Below are 15,841 nucleotides of genomic sequence, written 5' to 3' on the forward strand. Positions count from 1 at the left end.
TCATTGTTAGTTTAATGAGCTTGCAGGTTACCTTCCTATGCGAATAGAAGGAAGTGAGGTTACAACTTTAATTACCGGCGTGGTGGTTCTTTTCTCCGCGTTAGCGGCTTCGTCCAACTAGTGGATTCTGGCTTGCCTTTTTGTTTGCCATAATGTAAAAATTATTTCATTTTCATTCCTAAGTGATTTTTTAATAGGACTAAATAAGGGGAAATAATAATGATAAAAAATAAGTCTTTAAAATTAGTATGTTTAATCGTTAGCGTTGGTTTTACTGGCTCTGTCTTTGCTTATGGGACATCGGCAACCAATAACGGCTGTAAAAAGCCTAAGTTTAAAACTTTTACGCCTGCGCATAAGTCCGAAGTAGACCCTGAGTCAGAAATTTCGTTTACTGTCTCTGGTTATGCTGATCCTGCAACGATCAAGGCGACTGCCAAGAAAATTCCGTTAGAAGTCGATACTGAATATAAAATTAGCTTTTATGCAGTAAAAGCAAAACTTCCCGCATCTTTAAGTGGTAAGTATGCTCGTATCCATGTGCAAGCAGATGCGATGCTAGGCTGTACGGGAAAGGATGGCTGGTTACTGAAAATTAGAGATAGTTGCAGAGGGTTTTAAAGAGTCAATGCGAATTGTATTTGATGAGCACCTGAGGCAATGGAATTATACTGCCATTCCTGACGCAACAACTTTATAAGTTGCCTAAGTTATTTCATGCACATTCCTTATCTCAAGATGCTGCATATTGATAGTGCGTTTTTCTGGCGCTACAGCAATTTCATTATAAATAAAACTATCATCAAAGCCTGCTTGTGCGGCATCAAGGTGATTACAAGCAAAATAGACCTGCTCCAAGCGTGCCCAATAAATAGCGCCTAAGCACATAGGGCAGGGCTCGCAACTACTGTAAAGGGTGCAGTCAGTGAGCTGAAAATTGTTTAAATGCTTGCAAGCCGTACGAATGGCAGTGATTTCAGCATGTGCGGTCGGATCATTACTACAAGTTACGATATTAGAGCAAGCTGCAATGACTTTGTTGTCTTGACAAATAACGGCACCAAACGGTCCGCCATTTCCTGTATGTACATTTTTTATGGCTAAGTCAATTGCTTGTTGCAAGAATTGCGCGTGCATTTATAAGTTTAGGGGATTGTTGGGGTCTATGCCATCCATAAAGGGGAGGCGACGATCCTGATTGGTAATTTGATACACTTTTCCAAGCCAATTATTAAAAACGGCTTTTGCAGTATCGCGCCAAGTATTGTCTAAAAATGGTTCAACTTCTTGTTCTGGAAAATCGTCAATAGGGCTGTGATTCTTTAGTGCATCTTGTACATGCTCAGCGTAGCGAGTAAAAATTGCTTGCGCCTCGTGACTAAAATAATGCTCTGGAAAATGCGGGTACTGATCAATCTCTTGATTAATATAGCGCAATACTTCGCGTTTATATTCTTTCAATAAACTGATGTTATCGTACTCTGGGTGTCCCTGGAAAAATACAATGCGAAAACCATCGGGACTGACCGCGAGATGCAAACCAGCTTCTGCGCTAGAAACCAGTGTTTTTACGCCATGGTGTTCTAAGTCTTCTTGAAATACAGCGTTAAAGCGTGAGTGAGGAACATCAAAGCGTGTGTTAATTTCGGCAATCAAAGGGTGCTTACGATCAATGACTTTATGCGCATAAACGCCCCAACATTTTGCGGGTAAACGTGTACGCTCTATGCCATAGCAAAACTGAATCAGTGCATGTGTAGCGAGGCATGAACAGAGAATTGAGGTGACATTGTCTTTTGCCCAATCAAATACTTCCGTTAACGGTTGCCAAAAATCTTCGTCCTGTAAATGTGCGTGAGTAACATTCGCGCCACTGATAATTAAGGCATCTAAGCCATCGAGTTTAAGTTGCTCAAAGGTTTCATAGTATTGGTCGATATGTGCTTGCGCGCTCACACCTCTAGGTAAACCATTAATGGTGAATGGGTGGACGTGAAATTGTGCAATTTGATTACAGGCGCCGATTAATCTAAAAAATTGACGTTCTGTGGCCTCGAGCGCTGCATCCGGCATAATATTTAGAAAACCAATATGCAGTTCACGGATATGTTGATGCGTGGCGCGTTCAGGGTTAAGAATATCCTCGCCTTCTTCTTGCAAGCGTAGGAATGTGGGTAATTGTGTGTGGGCAACTAAAGGCATCGTGGTTAAGTAGTTTGCTGTTCTAGCGCAGCGGCAATCAGCTGAATAAAGTCTTCTTCGTTACTAACTTGGGCGACATCATTAGCATCGAGCGTATAGCCATACTGATCGGCTATGGCTTGGTAGCGTGGTAAGCGAGAGCGAAATAATTCAGGAAAAATCCATGTTACAAATTCATCTGGCGGAATGCTACTAGTCTCGCTGTAGTGGTTTTGTTGCATAAATTCGGCAAGCTTTTTATCCAGAAAAGATTCACGATAATACAATGGCTTGGGTGATGATTTAGCCCGGTTAATAATCATTTTCTCTTGCTCGGGAGAGGTTTTTATATAAAGAATAAGTGTTTGTTCAGCGAGATGATCTAATACGGCTTGATTGTCTAGTTCGCAAACGCTGCCACCTGCATCATTAATAAAGTTTTTATAGCCGTAAATGTCTTCAGCCTTATGAATAAAATTGCCAACATCCAGCATAGCAGCAACTTCAGCATGATAATGTAGGGCTTGTCTGCGTTTAAATTCATCTAGTGTTAGCCCCCCTAAGTCAGGGTTACCTAACTTGCTTAAAAAACTGGAAATGGGTGCTAAATTTTCTACTGTGACGTTATTGCGAATATAAATAGAATCAGACAGCAGAAGTTCCTTTAAAAAAGGCACTTCCATTGCCTGTTGTTTAATATTGTCTAATATTGGCTCGTCTAAATATTTAGTGCCTATACGGTAATCACCTGAGTAATGGAACCATTTCTCTTTAGGCAGTTTACTTGATAGCGTGGTTTTTCCGGCACCAGACATACCTAGTAAAGTCAGGCTTTTAGAGCTCCAGTTTAGGAACTCTTGAGAACTCATTTTCATGCAGGGGTATATCCTAATCTAGGTAGTCTTTTAAAGGCGTGTCGTCCATATCAGTACGTCGTGTGTCTGAGTTAGAATAGCCTAAATCATCAGATTCAAGATCATCAAAGGGAGCACTCCAATCTTCTGGGTCTTCAATGAAGTCAAAGGTCGAGTTATACCAACTATCAGTATCATATTCGCCAATATCACCATTACTATATTGCACTTCAATGGTATCATCGCTCTCTTCAATAGCGACGACTTTGAATGTGAGGTTATTTTCTACGTCTTTGTACCACTGTTCAATAACGGGATCTGTTATGGTAGTCATGATCAATTCCTTGTATTGTTTAGTTAATATTCTAGTCGTATGGGTATGGCTAGAAAAATAGGGGTAGCCAGTATGTATTAGTTCTGCTGTTTATTGGCTGAGTTAAGAGAATATTATGCTTATGATGTGTAGATTGCAAGGCGGATTTGCACAAGTTAATGAGTAATAGCCTGTAGACTGATAGTATAAAACCTAATAAAAGTGGGAGCTGATTTTAGCCTAAATTATAACGGGTAGACTAGAGTTTGTTTCATGCACGGTCCTTATTGTGCCAAAGTTGCTGCATATATTTATTGGCCCTATCAGGCTGCAATAAGCAGCACATTTAATTAGAGTGAAAATAAAGAGGAATAGTGATGGAGTTGTCTGTGTGGGAAAATGTTTTTCTTGGAGCGATGGCGTTGGGTCTAATTTTTTGGATGCGACCGAGCATTAAAGCTTCGTTACAACAAAATAAAGAGACTCCTTCCGACTGGGTAGGGGCGTTAATCCCTATCGTTGGGGTAGTGTTATTTGTTATTTTTTTAATTACGATGGTTTGATATGAGTGATTTTACAGATGAAGAGTTTGACGAGCTTCAAAGGCATGAAGAAGGTGATGAATATGAAGAGCAAACCTGGGCGATTAGGCCCAATAAGACACAGCTAAAACGTGATATTGCCGTTATACATAAAATGTGTGAAGACATGGCTTTGCTTGCCCCAGCGCAGATTGAAAAATTAAATCTTCCTGAAGAGATAGAGGCAGCGATTTTGGCGGCGGCTAAAATGCCTTTTAAAGCAGCGCGTAAACGGCAGTTAAAGTTTATTACGGGCTTAGTGCGAAAGATTGATATTGAGCCAATTGAGGAGGCTTTAGCTAAGATTAAAGCAAAAAGCGCACATGCTACTCGTGAATTACATCAGCTAGAGCGCTGGCGAGAGCGTTTATTGTCTGATGATAAACAGGCATTGACCGAATTATTAGATAAATATCCGGAGGCTGATGTTCAGCAGTTACGGCAGCTCATTCGTAATGCGAAAAAAGAAATTAGTCTTGAGAAACCTATTAAATCATCACGACTCTTGTTTAAGTATTTAAGAGCTTTATTTGAAAATACCCAAAATATAGAAAATGAACAAGGTCTTGAGGGGGATTCAAGTGTTGAGTAGGTTTAGACAATTTTTATTGCGTTTAATTAGGTCGGTTAAGGGAGGCAGATGTAGTGGTAGTTAAGCAATTTATACGTATATTTTTATGCTTAGGCTTGATGTTTTTTTCAATGCAAGGGTTTGCCGAAGAAGGTGATAGGCGGTATGCCGCTATTGAGGATGTTCTTATAGACGTTGCTACTCTCAATCAACAAATTTCAGAGAATAAAGACGAAACAAAGTTGACACGGCTCATTAAAAATAAGGATGACTTATTTGATCGATTAATGATGGTGATACGCGGTTCAGCGCTTGATTATGATATTGAATCTATTAATAAATCAGAATTGCAATTACTTAACTCGAAAATAAGAATAAACCGAGCGAGGGGTAATAAGGCAGCAGTGCAGCGAGATCAGTTTAGTATTGATTATTACTTGGCTAAGCGTGATATAGGTAGCTTTGTTGTATTTTTAGTTGAAGCAAGTCGTAATTATCTGCCTGAAGAAGAAATTTTAGCTGAAATCGAAGCTAGAATAGCAAAAATTAAGAAAAAGATAAAAGCGATGCCAGAGCCTCTGCAGGGTGATAGTAAGATTTATCAAGATATAGCTAAAAATTATCAGGACTTAAAACGTATTTATACTGTGTATTTGGATTTTTTGGAATATGTAAAAAATAACCCAGAAGATGTTGTTACAAGCAGTTTTTTAAATAAAATTTCTTTAATTGCTTTAATTTCTTATTTCAATAATATTGAAGTATTGAATCGTATAAACCCTATCATCGCGCCTTTGCGTATTGATATGGGAGGGCTTATTGTTTCTTTATGTATTTTCTTGTTGACCATGATTTTTTTCCCTGTTGTTTCCAGAGGAAGTAATAGCTTGATTGAGCGCTTTATTTTAAATGATGGCAAAGTAGAAAATATGGAGCTTGTTTTTATCAGTATTCATAAGCCACTTTTGTATTTAGTGTTCTTTTTTGGTATTGATTTAGCCATGAATGCTTTACTTTATAAAACTGAATATAAGGGCGTTGTTGATCATTTTATTTATATTTTTTATCAGGGGCTTTGTGTTTACTTGCTGTTTAACTTAATTGATAGCGTAGTGGCTGTCCAGTTCGATAGGGCAGATAAGAGGAATAAGGAATTAAGTAGAGAGCTCGTCTTATTAATGGTGAAAGCCTTAAAGGGTATTGTTGTATTGCTTTCTTTAACATTTATATTGAGCCACTTTGGTATAAATGTAACCGCAATTCTTTCTACTTTAGGAATCGGTGGTCTAGCTTTTGCAATGGCTGCAAAAGATAGTTTGTCTAATTTTTTTGGTGGCCTAAATATTATGGTCGATCATATTTTCAAAATGGGCGACTGGATTAAGGTAGGCGATGTTGAAGGGACAGTAGTTGAAATTGGGCTACGCAGCACTACAGTGAGAACCTTTGATAATGCCTTGGTGACTATGCCTAATGCGATGGTTTCGACAGCGAGTGTTCTAAACTGGAATCGTCGCTCCGTTGGGCGGCGTATTAAAATGTATATTGGTGTAACTTATGAAAGTAATATGGATGATATTCGTCAAGCAGTGGCAGATATTAAGCTGATGCTGGAAGAGCATCCTGGTATTGCCAGCCCTAAAGAATCACATACTTCCTATAGAGCGCGTAATAAGTTTTTAAAGCAAGAAGACTTGCACGGGATTAAATCGACGCAATTAGTGTTTGTAGATCGCTATAGTGACTTTTCGATAGATATATTAATTTACTGTTTTTCAAAATCGGTAGATTGGGTGAAGTGGCTGGAGGTGAAAGAAGATGTGTTATTTCAAATAGCGAATATTTTACAAACAAATAACCTGTCTTTTGCTTACCCAACAAATGTGCAAATTAATCGAAATGAGGAGACTGAAGAAATTAATTTAGGCGAGATTTTAAGAGAATAAAACCGTTTGACTATAAACTTAGCCCTCCTAAAATAAACCTTGATATGCCTGCACTGTACACTTTAGTAGCTAAATAATTGGGAAACTTCAGCTTTGAAAGTAAAAGCTAAAAAATGGAAAAAAAATTAACAGATAAAGTCAGTGCTTTGGCAGGGCTAGTAGGCGCTTACGAACCGATTGTTGGTTATCTTACTCAACTTGCTTAATTGAGGGGCTGTAAGCGTTACTTTGTGAATAAATTCGCCCTTATTCAGGGTTATTTGATGCTAAATCTGTCTTACTATTCACTTGGGCCTGCTCATGATATTTGGTTAATAAATACCTTGTGAAAGCTTGTAATTGCTGCAACTGTGGGCTGTATAATGATATTTGACGCGCTTGGTATAAACATTGATTGGCGGATAATAACTGCTTTTTCTCAAGTCGTTGTACGACGTCTTGATAGTATTTCTGAATCAGAAAATTACGAAATGTGACGGCCAGCTGCGTCTTTTTTAAACGCAAGGAAAGCACGAGTGTATGAATACTTTGTTCCTTATTATTTTGCGCCCAATGCTGTATTGCCTTGGCTAAGTAGTGTTCGGCTGCTTGTTCTGAGCCGATTACAGCACTTAGGTTTGCTTGGCAGCGCGGACAGATGAGCGCTTCTTTTAAGCGTGCATTACAGCAAGGGCAGCGTTTCATCAAGATTCCAAATAATAAATAATATCAGTTAATTGTGCGCTAGACTTATCTAAGCCTTCAATATCTTGCGCTTCAATGCAGCCGGTCATTGTTTCAATTAAATCTACCATATCCTCTTTATCTTCAGCAGATATTTTCTCGAATAAACCTTCAGCCTTAGTTATTAATTCACGCGCTGCTGTAATTTCTGGTGTATCAGAAACAGTGCTAGGCTCTTCCTCAATAATGCGCGGATCCATTTGTCCAAATAAAGAGGTAATACGTTGTTTGGCGGTATCTAATGATTCGCCTTCAAATTGAGATAACGCATTTTTAATGGTAATGGATTTCTCTAGTCCGGTTTCTTTTTCTACTGCGGAAACATTTAAAATACCATTCAAATCCAAACCTAAAGTTAGTGTAATAACATTACCTCGAGGCACCTCTAATAAGCCTTCAACTAAGAACTCACCTATTTTGACATTATTTAAAGCATCAGGGTCTTCACCTTGGTAAATAATAATTTCAACTGTATCTTGGTTATCATAACTGGTCAAAAATGCTTCAGTTTTACGATTAGGCAAAACGCTATTTTTATGAATAATAGGCACAAACATAAAGGGATAGGGTTGGCCATCTAATACACCGATAGCACTGGTTCCATAAGTATAAGGTGTTACATCAACCAGCACTGTATCGACTTCTTGACCGCTAATCATAGCGGCTTGTATTGCTGCCCCCATGGCAACGCATAAGTCAGGATCAACTTCGCTATGTGGTTCAAAACCAAATTCATTAAGTAAGCGCTCACGGATGCAGGGTGTACGTGTCGAGCCACCGACTAAGATCACTTCATCTATATCCGATGCGGTTAGTTTTGCGCCTTTTAAGGCGATATGCGTAGCATCAATCGTGGCATTAATATAGTCTTCAATCATGTCTTCGTAAGCTATCCTGGATAGCTCAAGCGATAGATGCACGGCTGCGCCGTCATGCTCTAATAAGTATTCTTCATTGATTTGTGCATAAGGCTGGTCGGACAGTAAAAATTTCGCTTCTTCAGCGGCTCGTGTAAGTCGTGCCATCGCTTTACTGTGCTGGCGCACATCAACATTATGTGTTTCTTGTATATGTTCAATTAAATATTCAATAATTTGTTGGTCAAAATCATCACCGCCTAGATGGTTGTCACCATGACTGGAGAGTACCTCAACTACGCCATCTTGCATGTTCACTACGGAGACATCAAAGGTTCCGCCGCCCAAATCATAAACCAAAACCTGCTTTGCTTCAGCTTGCTCAGTGCCATAAGCTAATGCCGCCGCCGTTGGCTCATTAATCATACGCATGACTTCTAAGCCTGCAATTTCACCTGCTTCACGGGTTGCTTGGCGTTGTGCATCCGAGAAGTAAGCGGGTACAGTAATGACTGCTTTACTGACGGCTTGACCTAGATATTGTTCGGCGATACCTTTTAGGCGAGTAAGAATAATAGCGGATATTTCTTGCGGCGTATAAGCTTGATCTGCTAATACGACTTGCGTATCTTGTCCCATTAAACGCTTGATGGATTTAATCGTTCGCTCTGGGTAGACGAGGTATTGATTGCGTGCGGTTTCTCCGACAATCACCTGACCTGCGTCATCAATACCAACAAAAGAGGGGAGCATTTTTTTGTCACCCTCTTTAATAATAGTAACCTTACCTTGTTCAACAACCGATACTTCTGAGTTAGTTGTGCCTAAATCTATACCTATAATGATATCTTTCATTTATTTGCCGTTAATTTTATTGACTTTGACTTCTGCTAAACGCAGAACCTGACCTTTAAATAAAAAGCCTTTACGTAATTCTTGTAATACTATGCCATTTTCGTGTGTGGTATCCTGCCCTGTTTCCACAGCACTCATGGTTACTGGATCAAGGCGCTTACCAACACAATCAATCACTTGTACTTTATACTCTGCGAGTAATTGTTCAAAACGTTTTAAAGTCATTATTTGGCCTTCTTTAAAGCGCTTAATAAAATTGACATCTTTTACCCGAGATTTTTTAAACGGGCGATTGACTGGTCGATAGTTTTGTAAAACGTCAACCCCTGTATTTAAACGATCATACATATCGACCATTTGTAATAGCATAGTGCGCATTAATTTTTCTTGCTGTTGCTCTAGTCGTTGACTATAAGCGGCCAATTCCGTTGCTAAGGTTTTATTATCTTCTTGAACAGTCGTTAGTGCTGTCGTTAAGGTGTCTAAAGTATTTTTAAACTGCCTTGCTTCTGCCTTTACTTCAGTTTTTAGACCGCTCATTTCACTTAGCAGACTGTGTAAGTCTGGCTGGTTCTGGATAGCAAAAGGATCAAGCGTATTTTGCTCTAGGTACTTCTGGAAATCTTCCAATAATTCGTTTTTCTGACCTTCTGTACTCATCATTTTTTAGAGGTGGCTGTGGCATTTAAAAGCGTTGTATCATCTATACTGGCTTGTAACAATTGATTAATAAATTCGGCACTCAAATTAAGCGTGTGCTCAGTTTGTAACAGTTGCTCCATTAAGGTATCAAAATTAACCTCGGGTAGCCTAAATAATGCATAACTAACTCGGCTTTTATGGTCTTTAATTGCACTATAAGCGTCATGAATTAACTGAAATTTTTCTTGGTTACGATCTGGCGGGTTATCTTTTACTAATCGTAAATAGGCTTGTTTAATTTCAGCATCATTGGCTGTTGTTGCTACATTTAAAACTTCATAAGCTGTGCTCATAACAGACCCCCTTAAAAAGGAAAAGGAAAAGAAGATGAACTTGTACGTTTACCTATACCATAATATGCAAGTACATCCTCTATGCTGACATCAATATTAATACCGAGTTTATCGGCTGCTTTAACAATCATCAGTGCTGAAAATAGATCAGGTTCTTGCATAATAGCTAACATAACACTCTTATCGCCTATGGACTGTATAAGCTCTATAGCGACTTGTTCAATACTGGTTTTTTTAGATAAAGATTCAACGGTTTCATCGAGTTTCATTACGACTTCATCAGAAAGATGACCAAATAATATATCCAGCTTATCATCCTCTTCGTCATCATCATTTATACCAAAGAAATTATCAAGAAAGTTCATACTGCTTTGTGGGTGTGCGTGATAATACCGGTCTATTAGTTTCTGCAGCTTTATGCCCACCTGAAAATCCTTAGCCAGCATGGCTTGCTCATGATAATGTTCTAAGCTCATCAGCTCTCTATAGGTACAATCCTCGGGTTTGCCATTATTATCTGCATAAACGCGGTAATACATCCATATAGGTTCTTGCCATTTAGCAAAGGCAGTTTTGGCACAATGCCGTAATAATTCAAAATGCTCAAGCTTTTCTAATAGTTTGCATAAATGGCGTAAGGTGGATTCTGCAAAATCTTGCCCTGTTAGTGCCTTTTTCAGTGGTGCCTTAACTTTTTCTAATGCCTTGTGTATCTGGCTATTATCAGCCTCATTGATAAACTGCTCTAGCAGTTGTATAAATTGAGTGAATTCAGACTCTGTCAGTAAATAATCTTTCGCAGGTGGTAAGACGCGTAAAATAGTCGCAACGGGTAAGCCTGCAGACAAAGCTGCCATGCTGGCATGAAAATGCCTATTAACTGGGTCGGTATATAAGTTAGCTAAGGCATCGCTAATTAATTGTAAGCCCTGCTCTTTATCTTCATGAGCAAAACATAATAGCGCACGCATAAGTTGGGTTTGCTTAACATAAATTTTACCAATATTGAGCGCTTCTGCCAGTGCAATTTCCTTTGCGACTAAAGGGTAAGATTTTTCGCGCATCAACCGATAGGCATGTGCTAAGTGACTCGCAAACAAAGTTTGCTTAGCAAAGGTATTCAGTGGGTCGATTTTTAATATTTTTGTTGCATATTGGCTGGCTTTTTTATAAGTTTTGTTACGTGTTGCTTCGCGCACAGCCTGAATAAGTATATCAATATCTTGTGGGAATTTTTTCAACGCTTTAGATAGCCATAACTTATAGTCCTTAGTCGCTTCTGCTTGTTGATAATGCTGTAAGATTTGTAGATAAATATCGCGATCTTCAGCATCATATTGTAAACTTTCAATCAATAATTCAGTTTTCTCAGCAGGTTCCTCTCGCTTGCTGAGATGACGTAAAATCAACGCTATTTTTAAGTTGTTTTCCTCAAGGTGTTGACCTATTAATTCTTTAATACAAAGACGCCAATAATGTTCAGCATCATAACTATTGCCCTGGCGCTCACATGCTAGAGCATGAAGGCGATTGTTTTCAAACTCATCCACTGCACCAAAATTCTTTTTAAAAATTTTGTGTCCCGCCGAGTAATTAACTAAAAGCTGTTGACAGTAATTTTTCGCAAATTCTGTACCGCATAGCGATTGATACTGAATAGCCATATTGAACTTTACTTTATCTGATAAATGCTCATATTGACGTGTCAAATGCGTTAGAAATTCAAGCTGAGTTTTATTAAACCCTTTTATATTAGAGATAATATTACGTTGTGCAGGACTAAGCTTAACTAGATTTTTTGCCAATTCAGCACCGTCAAAAGTGCTGACTAACAATAAATGAGCAAAGTTAGAATAAGCTGAATTGTCAGGTATCTTGGCTAATAATACACGTGCTTGATCTATTGACTCAGGTAGGGTTATTAAAGCATTTAGCACAGTACGCAAATCTTTAAAAGCAGAGCGGTACGGTAATTGTTTTAATGCCTCGTCTAGCTTTTCTCGGTTATTATCTTGGTAGGCCTGCAATGCCATTTTCACTTGTTGCAAGTGCGCAATAAACATAGAATCTTGCGGTAAATCTAACGCAAACTCAGGGTGTTCAGTGAGTATTAATAAACCTAATACAGCGGCGAGCGCAGGATATTCTTTATCTAGCTGCTGCGCTGATAATTGCTGAATATTCTCTTGGATACGTGCTTTATTTTTACTTAAAATAAGCCAAATAATATATTGATCATAAGCGGCATAAGGTGCATGTGTATGTTGACGGTGATTTTCCCACAGCACTAAAGCCTCTTTAAACATTCCTTGCGCAGCCAAAGCCGTTGCACGCTGCACATAACAATAGGCTAATTTCTTATGCCACTCGTTATGATCAGAAATTTTTAATAATTTCTTATATAGCCCAATCGCCTCTTTATATTTGCCAGCACTTAACTGAGTTTGAGCTTGTTGCTCAAGGCTATTGGGGTCAGCTGGGGCAGCTGCAGGTTTCTTTTTCATAAGCTTGTTACGAGAATTTAAAAGGAGGAGATTTGAAATTATAATCTAATTCGACGATAGGAGGTATAGTCGGGCGCTGAATTTTATAGCTATAGCGCACTCCGGTGGCGAGCATGTAAATCCATACATTTTTAGAGGGCTACAGAGTGTCGTAGCTGCTGAGGAGCGAAGCGCATCGTTTACGTGATGCGCTCTCTACAGACCTTAATATCTCAAATATTTGTGGGTATGAGGATTTTATGCGAGTCCTAAATCTTTTTCAGTAGGGCTGAGGGTAATGAGAAGGGGGCTGAACGGTTATACTTTATTTGGCTGTTGCGGCACTACGTGAGCGAGACCTATTACGATTTCTACTACTTGGACTATTGCCTTGTTTATGAGTACCTGAGCGCTGTCCATCGCGGTGCTCTACTTTCGGTTTTTTCGGTTTTTTTGCTTTGAACGGACGTGTATCCAAGCGTGACTCCGGTAAGCTATGTACAGGATCAAAACCTTCAATAATCTCGCGCGTGAGTAACTTCTGAATGAGGCGCTCAATATCTGATAGTTGCTCGAATTCATCGGCGCTGACTAATGATACGGCTTGACCTGATGCGCCTGCACGACCAGTACGGCCAATACGATGCACATAATCTTCAGGAACATTTGGTAAGTCAAAATTCACTACTTGGGGGAGCTGATCAATATCTAAGCCGCGTGCGGCGATATCTGTGGCAACCAAAATACGCACTGTACCTGCTTTAAAATCAGCTAAGGCTCTGGTGCGCGCGCCTTGGCTTTTGTTGCCATGAATGGCGGCAGATTGAATACCTTCTGCTTCTAAGTGACGGGTAAGTTGGTTTGCACCGCGTTTTGTTCGTGTAAACACGAGCACTTGTTGCCAGTTCTGCTCATTGATGAGTTTGGTTAATAGAAGGGCTTTTTTCTTTTTATCAACGGGACAAATCCATTGTTTAACGGTTTCTGCTGTTGTATTGCGAGGACTGACCGACATTTCTACAGGGTTATGAACAATGCCTTTAGCTAACTGACGAATCTCATTTGAGAAAGTAGCTGAAAATAATAAGTTCTGACGTTGTTTAGGTAAAAAGGCTAATATTTTACGAATATCATGAATAAAGCCCATATCTAACATGCGGTCAGCTTCATCTAGGACTAAGATTTCTAATTGTGAAAATCTGACGGCATTTTGATTGTATAAATCTAATAGTCGCCCAGGCGTTGCTACTAGAATATCTACGCCTTGGCGTAAGCGCATCATTTGTGGATTTATTTTTACGCCACCAAAAACAACGGCAGACTTCAGAGGTAAGTTTTTACCATAGCTAGTGATGCTTGCTTCAACTTGAGCCGCAAGTTCACGCGTGGGTGTTAAAACCAGAGCACGCACTTGATTTACTGGTGCGCGCTGGCCTTTAGACAGTAGCTCTAATAAAGGCAGTGTAAAGCCCGCTGTTTTCCCTGTGCCAGTTTGCGCGGCAGCCATAACATCCTTGCCTTCGAGAATGGCTGGAATCGCTTGGGATTGTATTGGAGTGGGGGTGTTATAACCTTGTGCTGTTACAGCGTCAAGAATAGGGAGGGATAGGCCTAGGGAGGCAAAACTCATAGATTTTCTCTTTTAATTTGGAATTACTTTTTGCGATAGAAAGGAAATGATCTCCGAGACGCGGGCATCATAACTGTTCCATTTCTTGGTGCGGACACCTAGTTTACAGGATCTTAAGGGCATGCATGAAATAAATTAGGGGATTTCCTCGATAAATAAAAAATGTAGTTATTTTCGAGGTTTTAATGGGCGCTATTTAGTTGATTTCAGAGGTTATGCATATTATACGAATTCAGGATTACTTTAGAAGAAATAATAGGTGGAGCAACGTAAAGCTTGATTATTATATGGTGACGCAAGATAAAAAGAGGTCATTATAGATTATTCTTGTTCAGCTTTCGTTCAGTCTTTGCGCGGTAAAGTATCAATAACGGAAAATTACTCCGTTTTAAAAATGTTACTTGGAGCAATAAGATGAAAATAATCACAAAAATAAAATCAATTACATTCGTTAGCATAATATTAGTTTTCACATCGTCTATCGCTATGGCAGAGAGGGGAGAACATAGTAATAAGCATGGCTCGCATCGTCATGAAGCTGAAACACACTATAATGACAGGTTTGAACATCAACATAGACAGGGTTATGGTAATGAATATCGCCGCCATCATAAGCATCATGCGTATGGTTGGCGACATAATAGACATCACCGTTACTTTGATAAGCATGCTTATCGGCACGGGCACAGAAAGCATCATAATCATAGGTATTATGCTCAAAATCATAATTATTATCAGCCTGCACGTATTTTATTTGGCTTGCAAGGTGGCGATTTTAGATTCTTATTCCGTGATTAAAATATCAACCTAAACGAGCTATTGTACCTAAGTGCTGCTTGATATGATTAGTCATGCAAATGAGTTTTGCGCCTTAATAAGAACGCAGTGTAAACTCTAGTGATTAAATAAATTAGGCTAATTTAATGAAAAATTTGATGAATTATCTATATATTATCTGTTTATTGATGGTGAGCTGTAATATTTATGCGGCTCCCGTCAATATTAGCCAGCAACAGGCGGTTAGTATTGCTCAACAAGTAAATGTAGGGCGAGTATTGGGCGTAAAGCGTAAAGGTAATACATATCGAGTAAAAATACTGCTCAGCAATGGCGAAGTGAAAATTACTCAAGTTGATGTTAATAGTGGGAAAATCAAGTAAAGGCGTGGCTAATGCGAATACTGTTGATTGAAGATGACCCTGATTTACAAGATCATATTAAACAAAGTTTAGAAAAAGAAAGTTATATAGTCGATGTTAGCGGTGATGGTAATGAAGGGTACTTTTTTGCCACCGAATATCCTGCGGATGCTGCGATTATTGACCTAGGTTTGCCGGGAATGAACGGCATAGAAATTATTCAAACACTACGCAAGCAAGGGTCGGTACTACCTATACTGGTCTTAACTGCACGTAGTCGATGGCAAGAAAAAGTAGAAGGCTTAGAAGCAGGAGCGGATGATTATTTGGTTAAGCCATTTCAAATGGAAGAACTACTTGCTAGGCTTAAAGCCTTATTACGTCGATCGGCTGGTTCGGCAACTTCAGAGCTAAGTTGCCAAGGTCTAAGGCTAAACCCGTCCACAGAACAAGTCTGGTTAAACAATGAATTATTAGACATAACAGCTTTTGAATATCGTATGTTAGATTATTTAATGCGTCATGCAAATGAAGCCGTTTCTAAAGCGCGTCTCGCAGATTATATCTATCCGCACGATCATGATCGAGATAGTAATGTGATTGAAGTATTGATTGGTCGTTTACGTAAAAAATTAGACCCAAATAGTTGCTTGCACCCCATAGAAACTTTGCGTAACCGCGGCTATCGTTTTACGCTTTACGATCAACAATAA

Annotated in this window: 17 protein-coding genes; 6 read left to right on the forward strand and 11 right to left on the reverse strand. The window is 39.2% G+C overall.

Going from position 1 to position 15,841, the window contains the following annotated elements:
- Nucleotides 1–219: 219 nt before the first annotated feature.
- Nucleotides 220–621 (forward strand): hypothetical protein, encoded by a 402-nt coding sequence (locus BQ7314_RS00140; RefSeq protein WP_174481681.1) that lies wholly within the window; start codon nt 220–222, stop codon nt 619–621.
- 84 nt (nt 622–705) lie between these two features.
- Here BQ7314_RS00140 and BQ7314_RS00145 read toward each other — a convergent pair whose 3' ends face one another.
- From BQ7314_RS00145 to BQ7314_RS00160, 4 genes are read right to left on the reverse strand one after another with little or no spacing between them, the layout of a single operon-like run.
- Nucleotides 706–1,137: a nucleoside deaminase gene (locus BQ7314_RS00145; RefSeq protein ID WP_174481682.1), complete on the reverse strand. Its 432-nt coding sequence runs from the start codon at nt 1,135–1,137 to the stop codon at nt 706–708.
- Nucleotides 1,138–2,202: a homoserine O-succinyltransferase MetA gene (metA, locus tag BQ7314_RS00150; RefSeq protein ID WP_174481683.1), complete on the reverse strand. Its 1,065-nt coding sequence runs from the start codon at nt 2,200–2,202 to the stop codon at nt 1,138–1,140.
- Nucleotides 2,203–2,207: 5 nt separating this feature from the next.
- Entirely contained in the window at nt 2,208–3,056 is an 849-nt protein-coding gene (locus tag BQ7314_RS00155) for a nucleoside/nucleotide kinase family protein (RefSeq protein ID WP_174481684.1), read from the reverse strand.
- 13 nt (nt 3,057–3,069) lie between these two features.
- Nucleotides 3,070–3,369 (reverse strand): DUF6763 family protein, encoded by a 300-nt coding sequence (locus tag BQ7314_RS00160; protein ID WP_174481685.1) that lies wholly within the window; start codon nt 3,367–3,369, stop codon nt 3,070–3,072.
- Nucleotides 3,370–3,725: 356 nt separating this feature from the next.
- On the opposite strand from BQ7314_RS00160, the gene BQ7314_RS00165 reads away from it, so the two are divergent.
- Genes BQ7314_RS00165 through BQ7314_RS00175 form a run of 3 tightly spaced genes read left to right on the forward strand, consistent with a single transcriptional unit; the run spans nt 3,726 to nt 6,446 of the window.
- Nucleotides 3,726–3,911 carry a hypothetical protein gene (locus BQ7314_RS00165; RefSeq protein ID WP_174481686.1) on the forward strand — a complete coding sequence of 62 codons (186 nt, stop codon included), beginning with the start codon at nt 3,726–3,728 and terminating at the stop codon, nt 3,909–3,911.
- A 1-nt stretch (nt 3,912) separates the two neighbouring features.
- Entirely contained in the window at nt 3,913–4,521 is a 609-nt protein-coding gene (gene yjgA, locus BQ7314_RS00170; protein WP_174481687.1) for a ribosome biogenesis factor YjgA, read from the forward strand.
- A gap of 53 nt (nt 4,522–4,574) precedes the next feature.
- Nucleotides 4,575–6,446, forward strand: coding sequence for a mechanosensitive ion channel family protein (locus BQ7314_RS00175; RefSeq protein ID WP_174481688.1), 1,872 nt, complete (start codon nt 4,575–4,577; stop codon nt 6,444–6,446).
- 246 nt (nt 6,447–6,692) lie between these two features.
- Here BQ7314_RS00175 and BQ7314_RS00180 read toward each other — a convergent pair whose 3' ends face one another.
- The 7 genes from BQ7314_RS00180 to BQ7314_RS00210 form a co-directional block, all read right to left on the reverse strand.
- Nucleotides 6,693–7,130 (reverse strand): hypothetical protein, encoded by a 438-nt coding sequence (locus BQ7314_RS00180; RefSeq protein WP_174481689.1) that lies wholly within the window; start codon nt 7,128–7,130, stop codon nt 6,693–6,695.
- A complete protein-coding gene (locus BQ7314_RS00185; protein WP_174481690.1) occupies nt 7,130–8,881 on the reverse strand; it encodes an Hsp70 family protein in 1,752 nt (583 codons plus the stop codon). Before BQ7314_RS00185 ends, BQ7314_RS00180 begins: the two co-directional genes overlap by 1 nt.
- Nucleotides 8,882–9,541 carry a nucleotide exchange factor GrpE gene (locus BQ7314_RS00190; protein WP_174481740.1) on the reverse strand — a complete coding sequence of 220 codons (660 nt, stop codon included), beginning with the start codon at nt 9,539–9,541 and terminating at the stop codon, nt 8,882–8,884.
- A complete protein-coding gene (locus BQ7314_RS00195; protein ID WP_174481691.1) occupies nt 9,541–9,876 on the reverse strand; it encodes a J domain-containing protein in 336 nt (111 codons plus the stop codon). The genes BQ7314_RS00190 and BQ7314_RS00195 overlap by 1 nt, the downstream gene beginning before the upstream one ends.
- 11 nt (nt 9,877–9,887) lie before the next feature.
- Nucleotides 9,888–12,380: an outer membrane protein assembly factor BamD gene (locus tag BQ7314_RS00200; RefSeq protein ID WP_174481692.1), complete on the reverse strand. Its 2,493-nt coding sequence runs from the start codon at nt 12,378–12,380 to the stop codon at nt 9,888–9,890.
- Between the two features lie 304 nt (nt 12,381–12,684).
- On the reverse strand, nt 12,685–13,989 hold the full coding sequence (locus tag BQ7314_RS00205) for a DEAD/DEAH box helicase (protein ID WP_174481693.1): 1,305 nt from the start codon (nt 13,987–13,989) through the stop codon (nt 12,685–12,687).
- 484 nt (nt 13,990–14,473) lie between these two features.
- Nucleotides 14,474–14,734, reverse strand: coding sequence for a hypothetical protein (locus tag BQ7314_RS00210; RefSeq protein ID WP_174481694.1), 261 nt, complete (start codon nt 14,732–14,734; stop codon nt 14,474–14,476).
- 178 nt (nt 14,735–14,912) lie between these two features.
- Between BQ7314_RS00210 and BQ7314_RS00215 the strand changes: the two genes are divergently transcribed.
- Together BQ7314_RS00215 and BQ7314_RS00220 are read left to right on the forward strand one after the other, a co-directional pair.
- A complete protein-coding gene (locus BQ7314_RS00215) occupies nt 14,913–15,149 on the forward strand; it encodes a PepSY domain-containing protein (protein ID WP_174481695.1) in 237 nt (78 codons plus the stop codon).
- A gap of 11 nt (nt 15,150–15,160) precedes the next feature.
- Nucleotides 15,161–15,841, forward strand: a complete 681-nt coding sequence (locus BQ7314_RS00220) for a response regulator transcription factor (protein ID WP_174481696.1) — start codon at nt 15,161–15,163, stop codon at nt 15,839–15,841.

The sequence above is a fragment of the methanotrophic endosymbiont of Bathymodiolus puteoserpentis (Logatchev) genome (assembly GCF_900128525.1).
GTDB lineage: Bacteria > Pseudomonadota > Gammaproteobacteria > Methylococcales > Methylomonadaceae > Methyloprofundus.

Coding starts and splice junctions, on each gene's coding strand:
- BQ7314_RS00140 (WP_174481681.1), top strand. CDS start 220: ATGATAAAAAATAAGTCTTTAAAATTAGTATGTTTAATCGTTAGCGTT.
- BQ7314_RS00145 (WP_174481682.1), bottom strand. CDS start 1,137: ATGCACGCGCAATTCTTGCAACAAGCAATTGACTTAGCCATAAAAAAT.
- metA (WP_174481683.1), bottom strand. CDS start 2,202: ATGCCTTTAGTTGCCCACACACAATTACCCACATTCCTACGCTTGCAA.
- BQ7314_RS00155 (WP_174481684.1), bottom strand. CDS start 3,056: ATGAAAATGAGTTCTCAAGAGTTCCTAAACTGGAGCTCTAAAAGCCTG.
- BQ7314_RS00160 (WP_174481685.1), bottom strand. CDS start 3,369: ATGACTACCATAACAGATCCCGTTATTGAACAGTGGTACAAAGACGTA.
- BQ7314_RS00165 (WP_174481686.1), top strand. CDS start 3,726: ATGGAGTTGTCTGTGTGGGAAAATGTTTTTCTTGGAGCGATGGCGTTG.
- yjgA (WP_174481687.1), top strand. CDS start 3,913: ATGAGTGATTTTACAGATGAAGAGTTTGACGAGCTTCAAAGGCATGAA.
- BQ7314_RS00180 (WP_174481689.1), bottom strand. CDS start 7,130: ATGAAACGCTGCCCTTGCTGTAATGCACGCTTAAAAGAAGCGCTCATC.
- BQ7314_RS00185 (WP_174481690.1), bottom strand. CDS start 8,881: ATGAAAGATATCATTATAGGTATAGATTTAGGCACAACTAACTCAGAA.
- BQ7314_RS00190 (WP_174481740.1), bottom strand. CDS start 9,541: ATGAGTACAGAAGGTCAGAAAAACGAATTATTGGAAGATTTCCAGAAG.
- BQ7314_RS00195 (WP_174481691.1), bottom strand. CDS start 9,876: ATGAGCACAGCTTATGAAGTTTTAAATGTAGCAACAACAGCCAATGAT.
- BQ7314_RS00200 (WP_174481692.1), bottom strand. CDS start 12,380: ATGAAAAAGAAACCTGCAGCTGCCCCAGCTGACCCCAATAGCCTTGAG.
- BQ7314_RS00205 (WP_174481693.1), bottom strand. CDS start 13,989: ATGAGTTTTGCCTCCCTAGGCCTATCCCTCCCTATTCTTGACGCTGTA.
- BQ7314_RS00215 (WP_174481695.1), top strand. CDS start 14,913: ATGAAAAATTTGATGAATTATCTATATATTATCTGTTTATTGATGGTG.
- BQ7314_RS00220 (WP_174481696.1), top strand. CDS start 15,161: ATGCGAATACTGTTGATTGAAGATGACCCTGATTTACAAGATCATATT.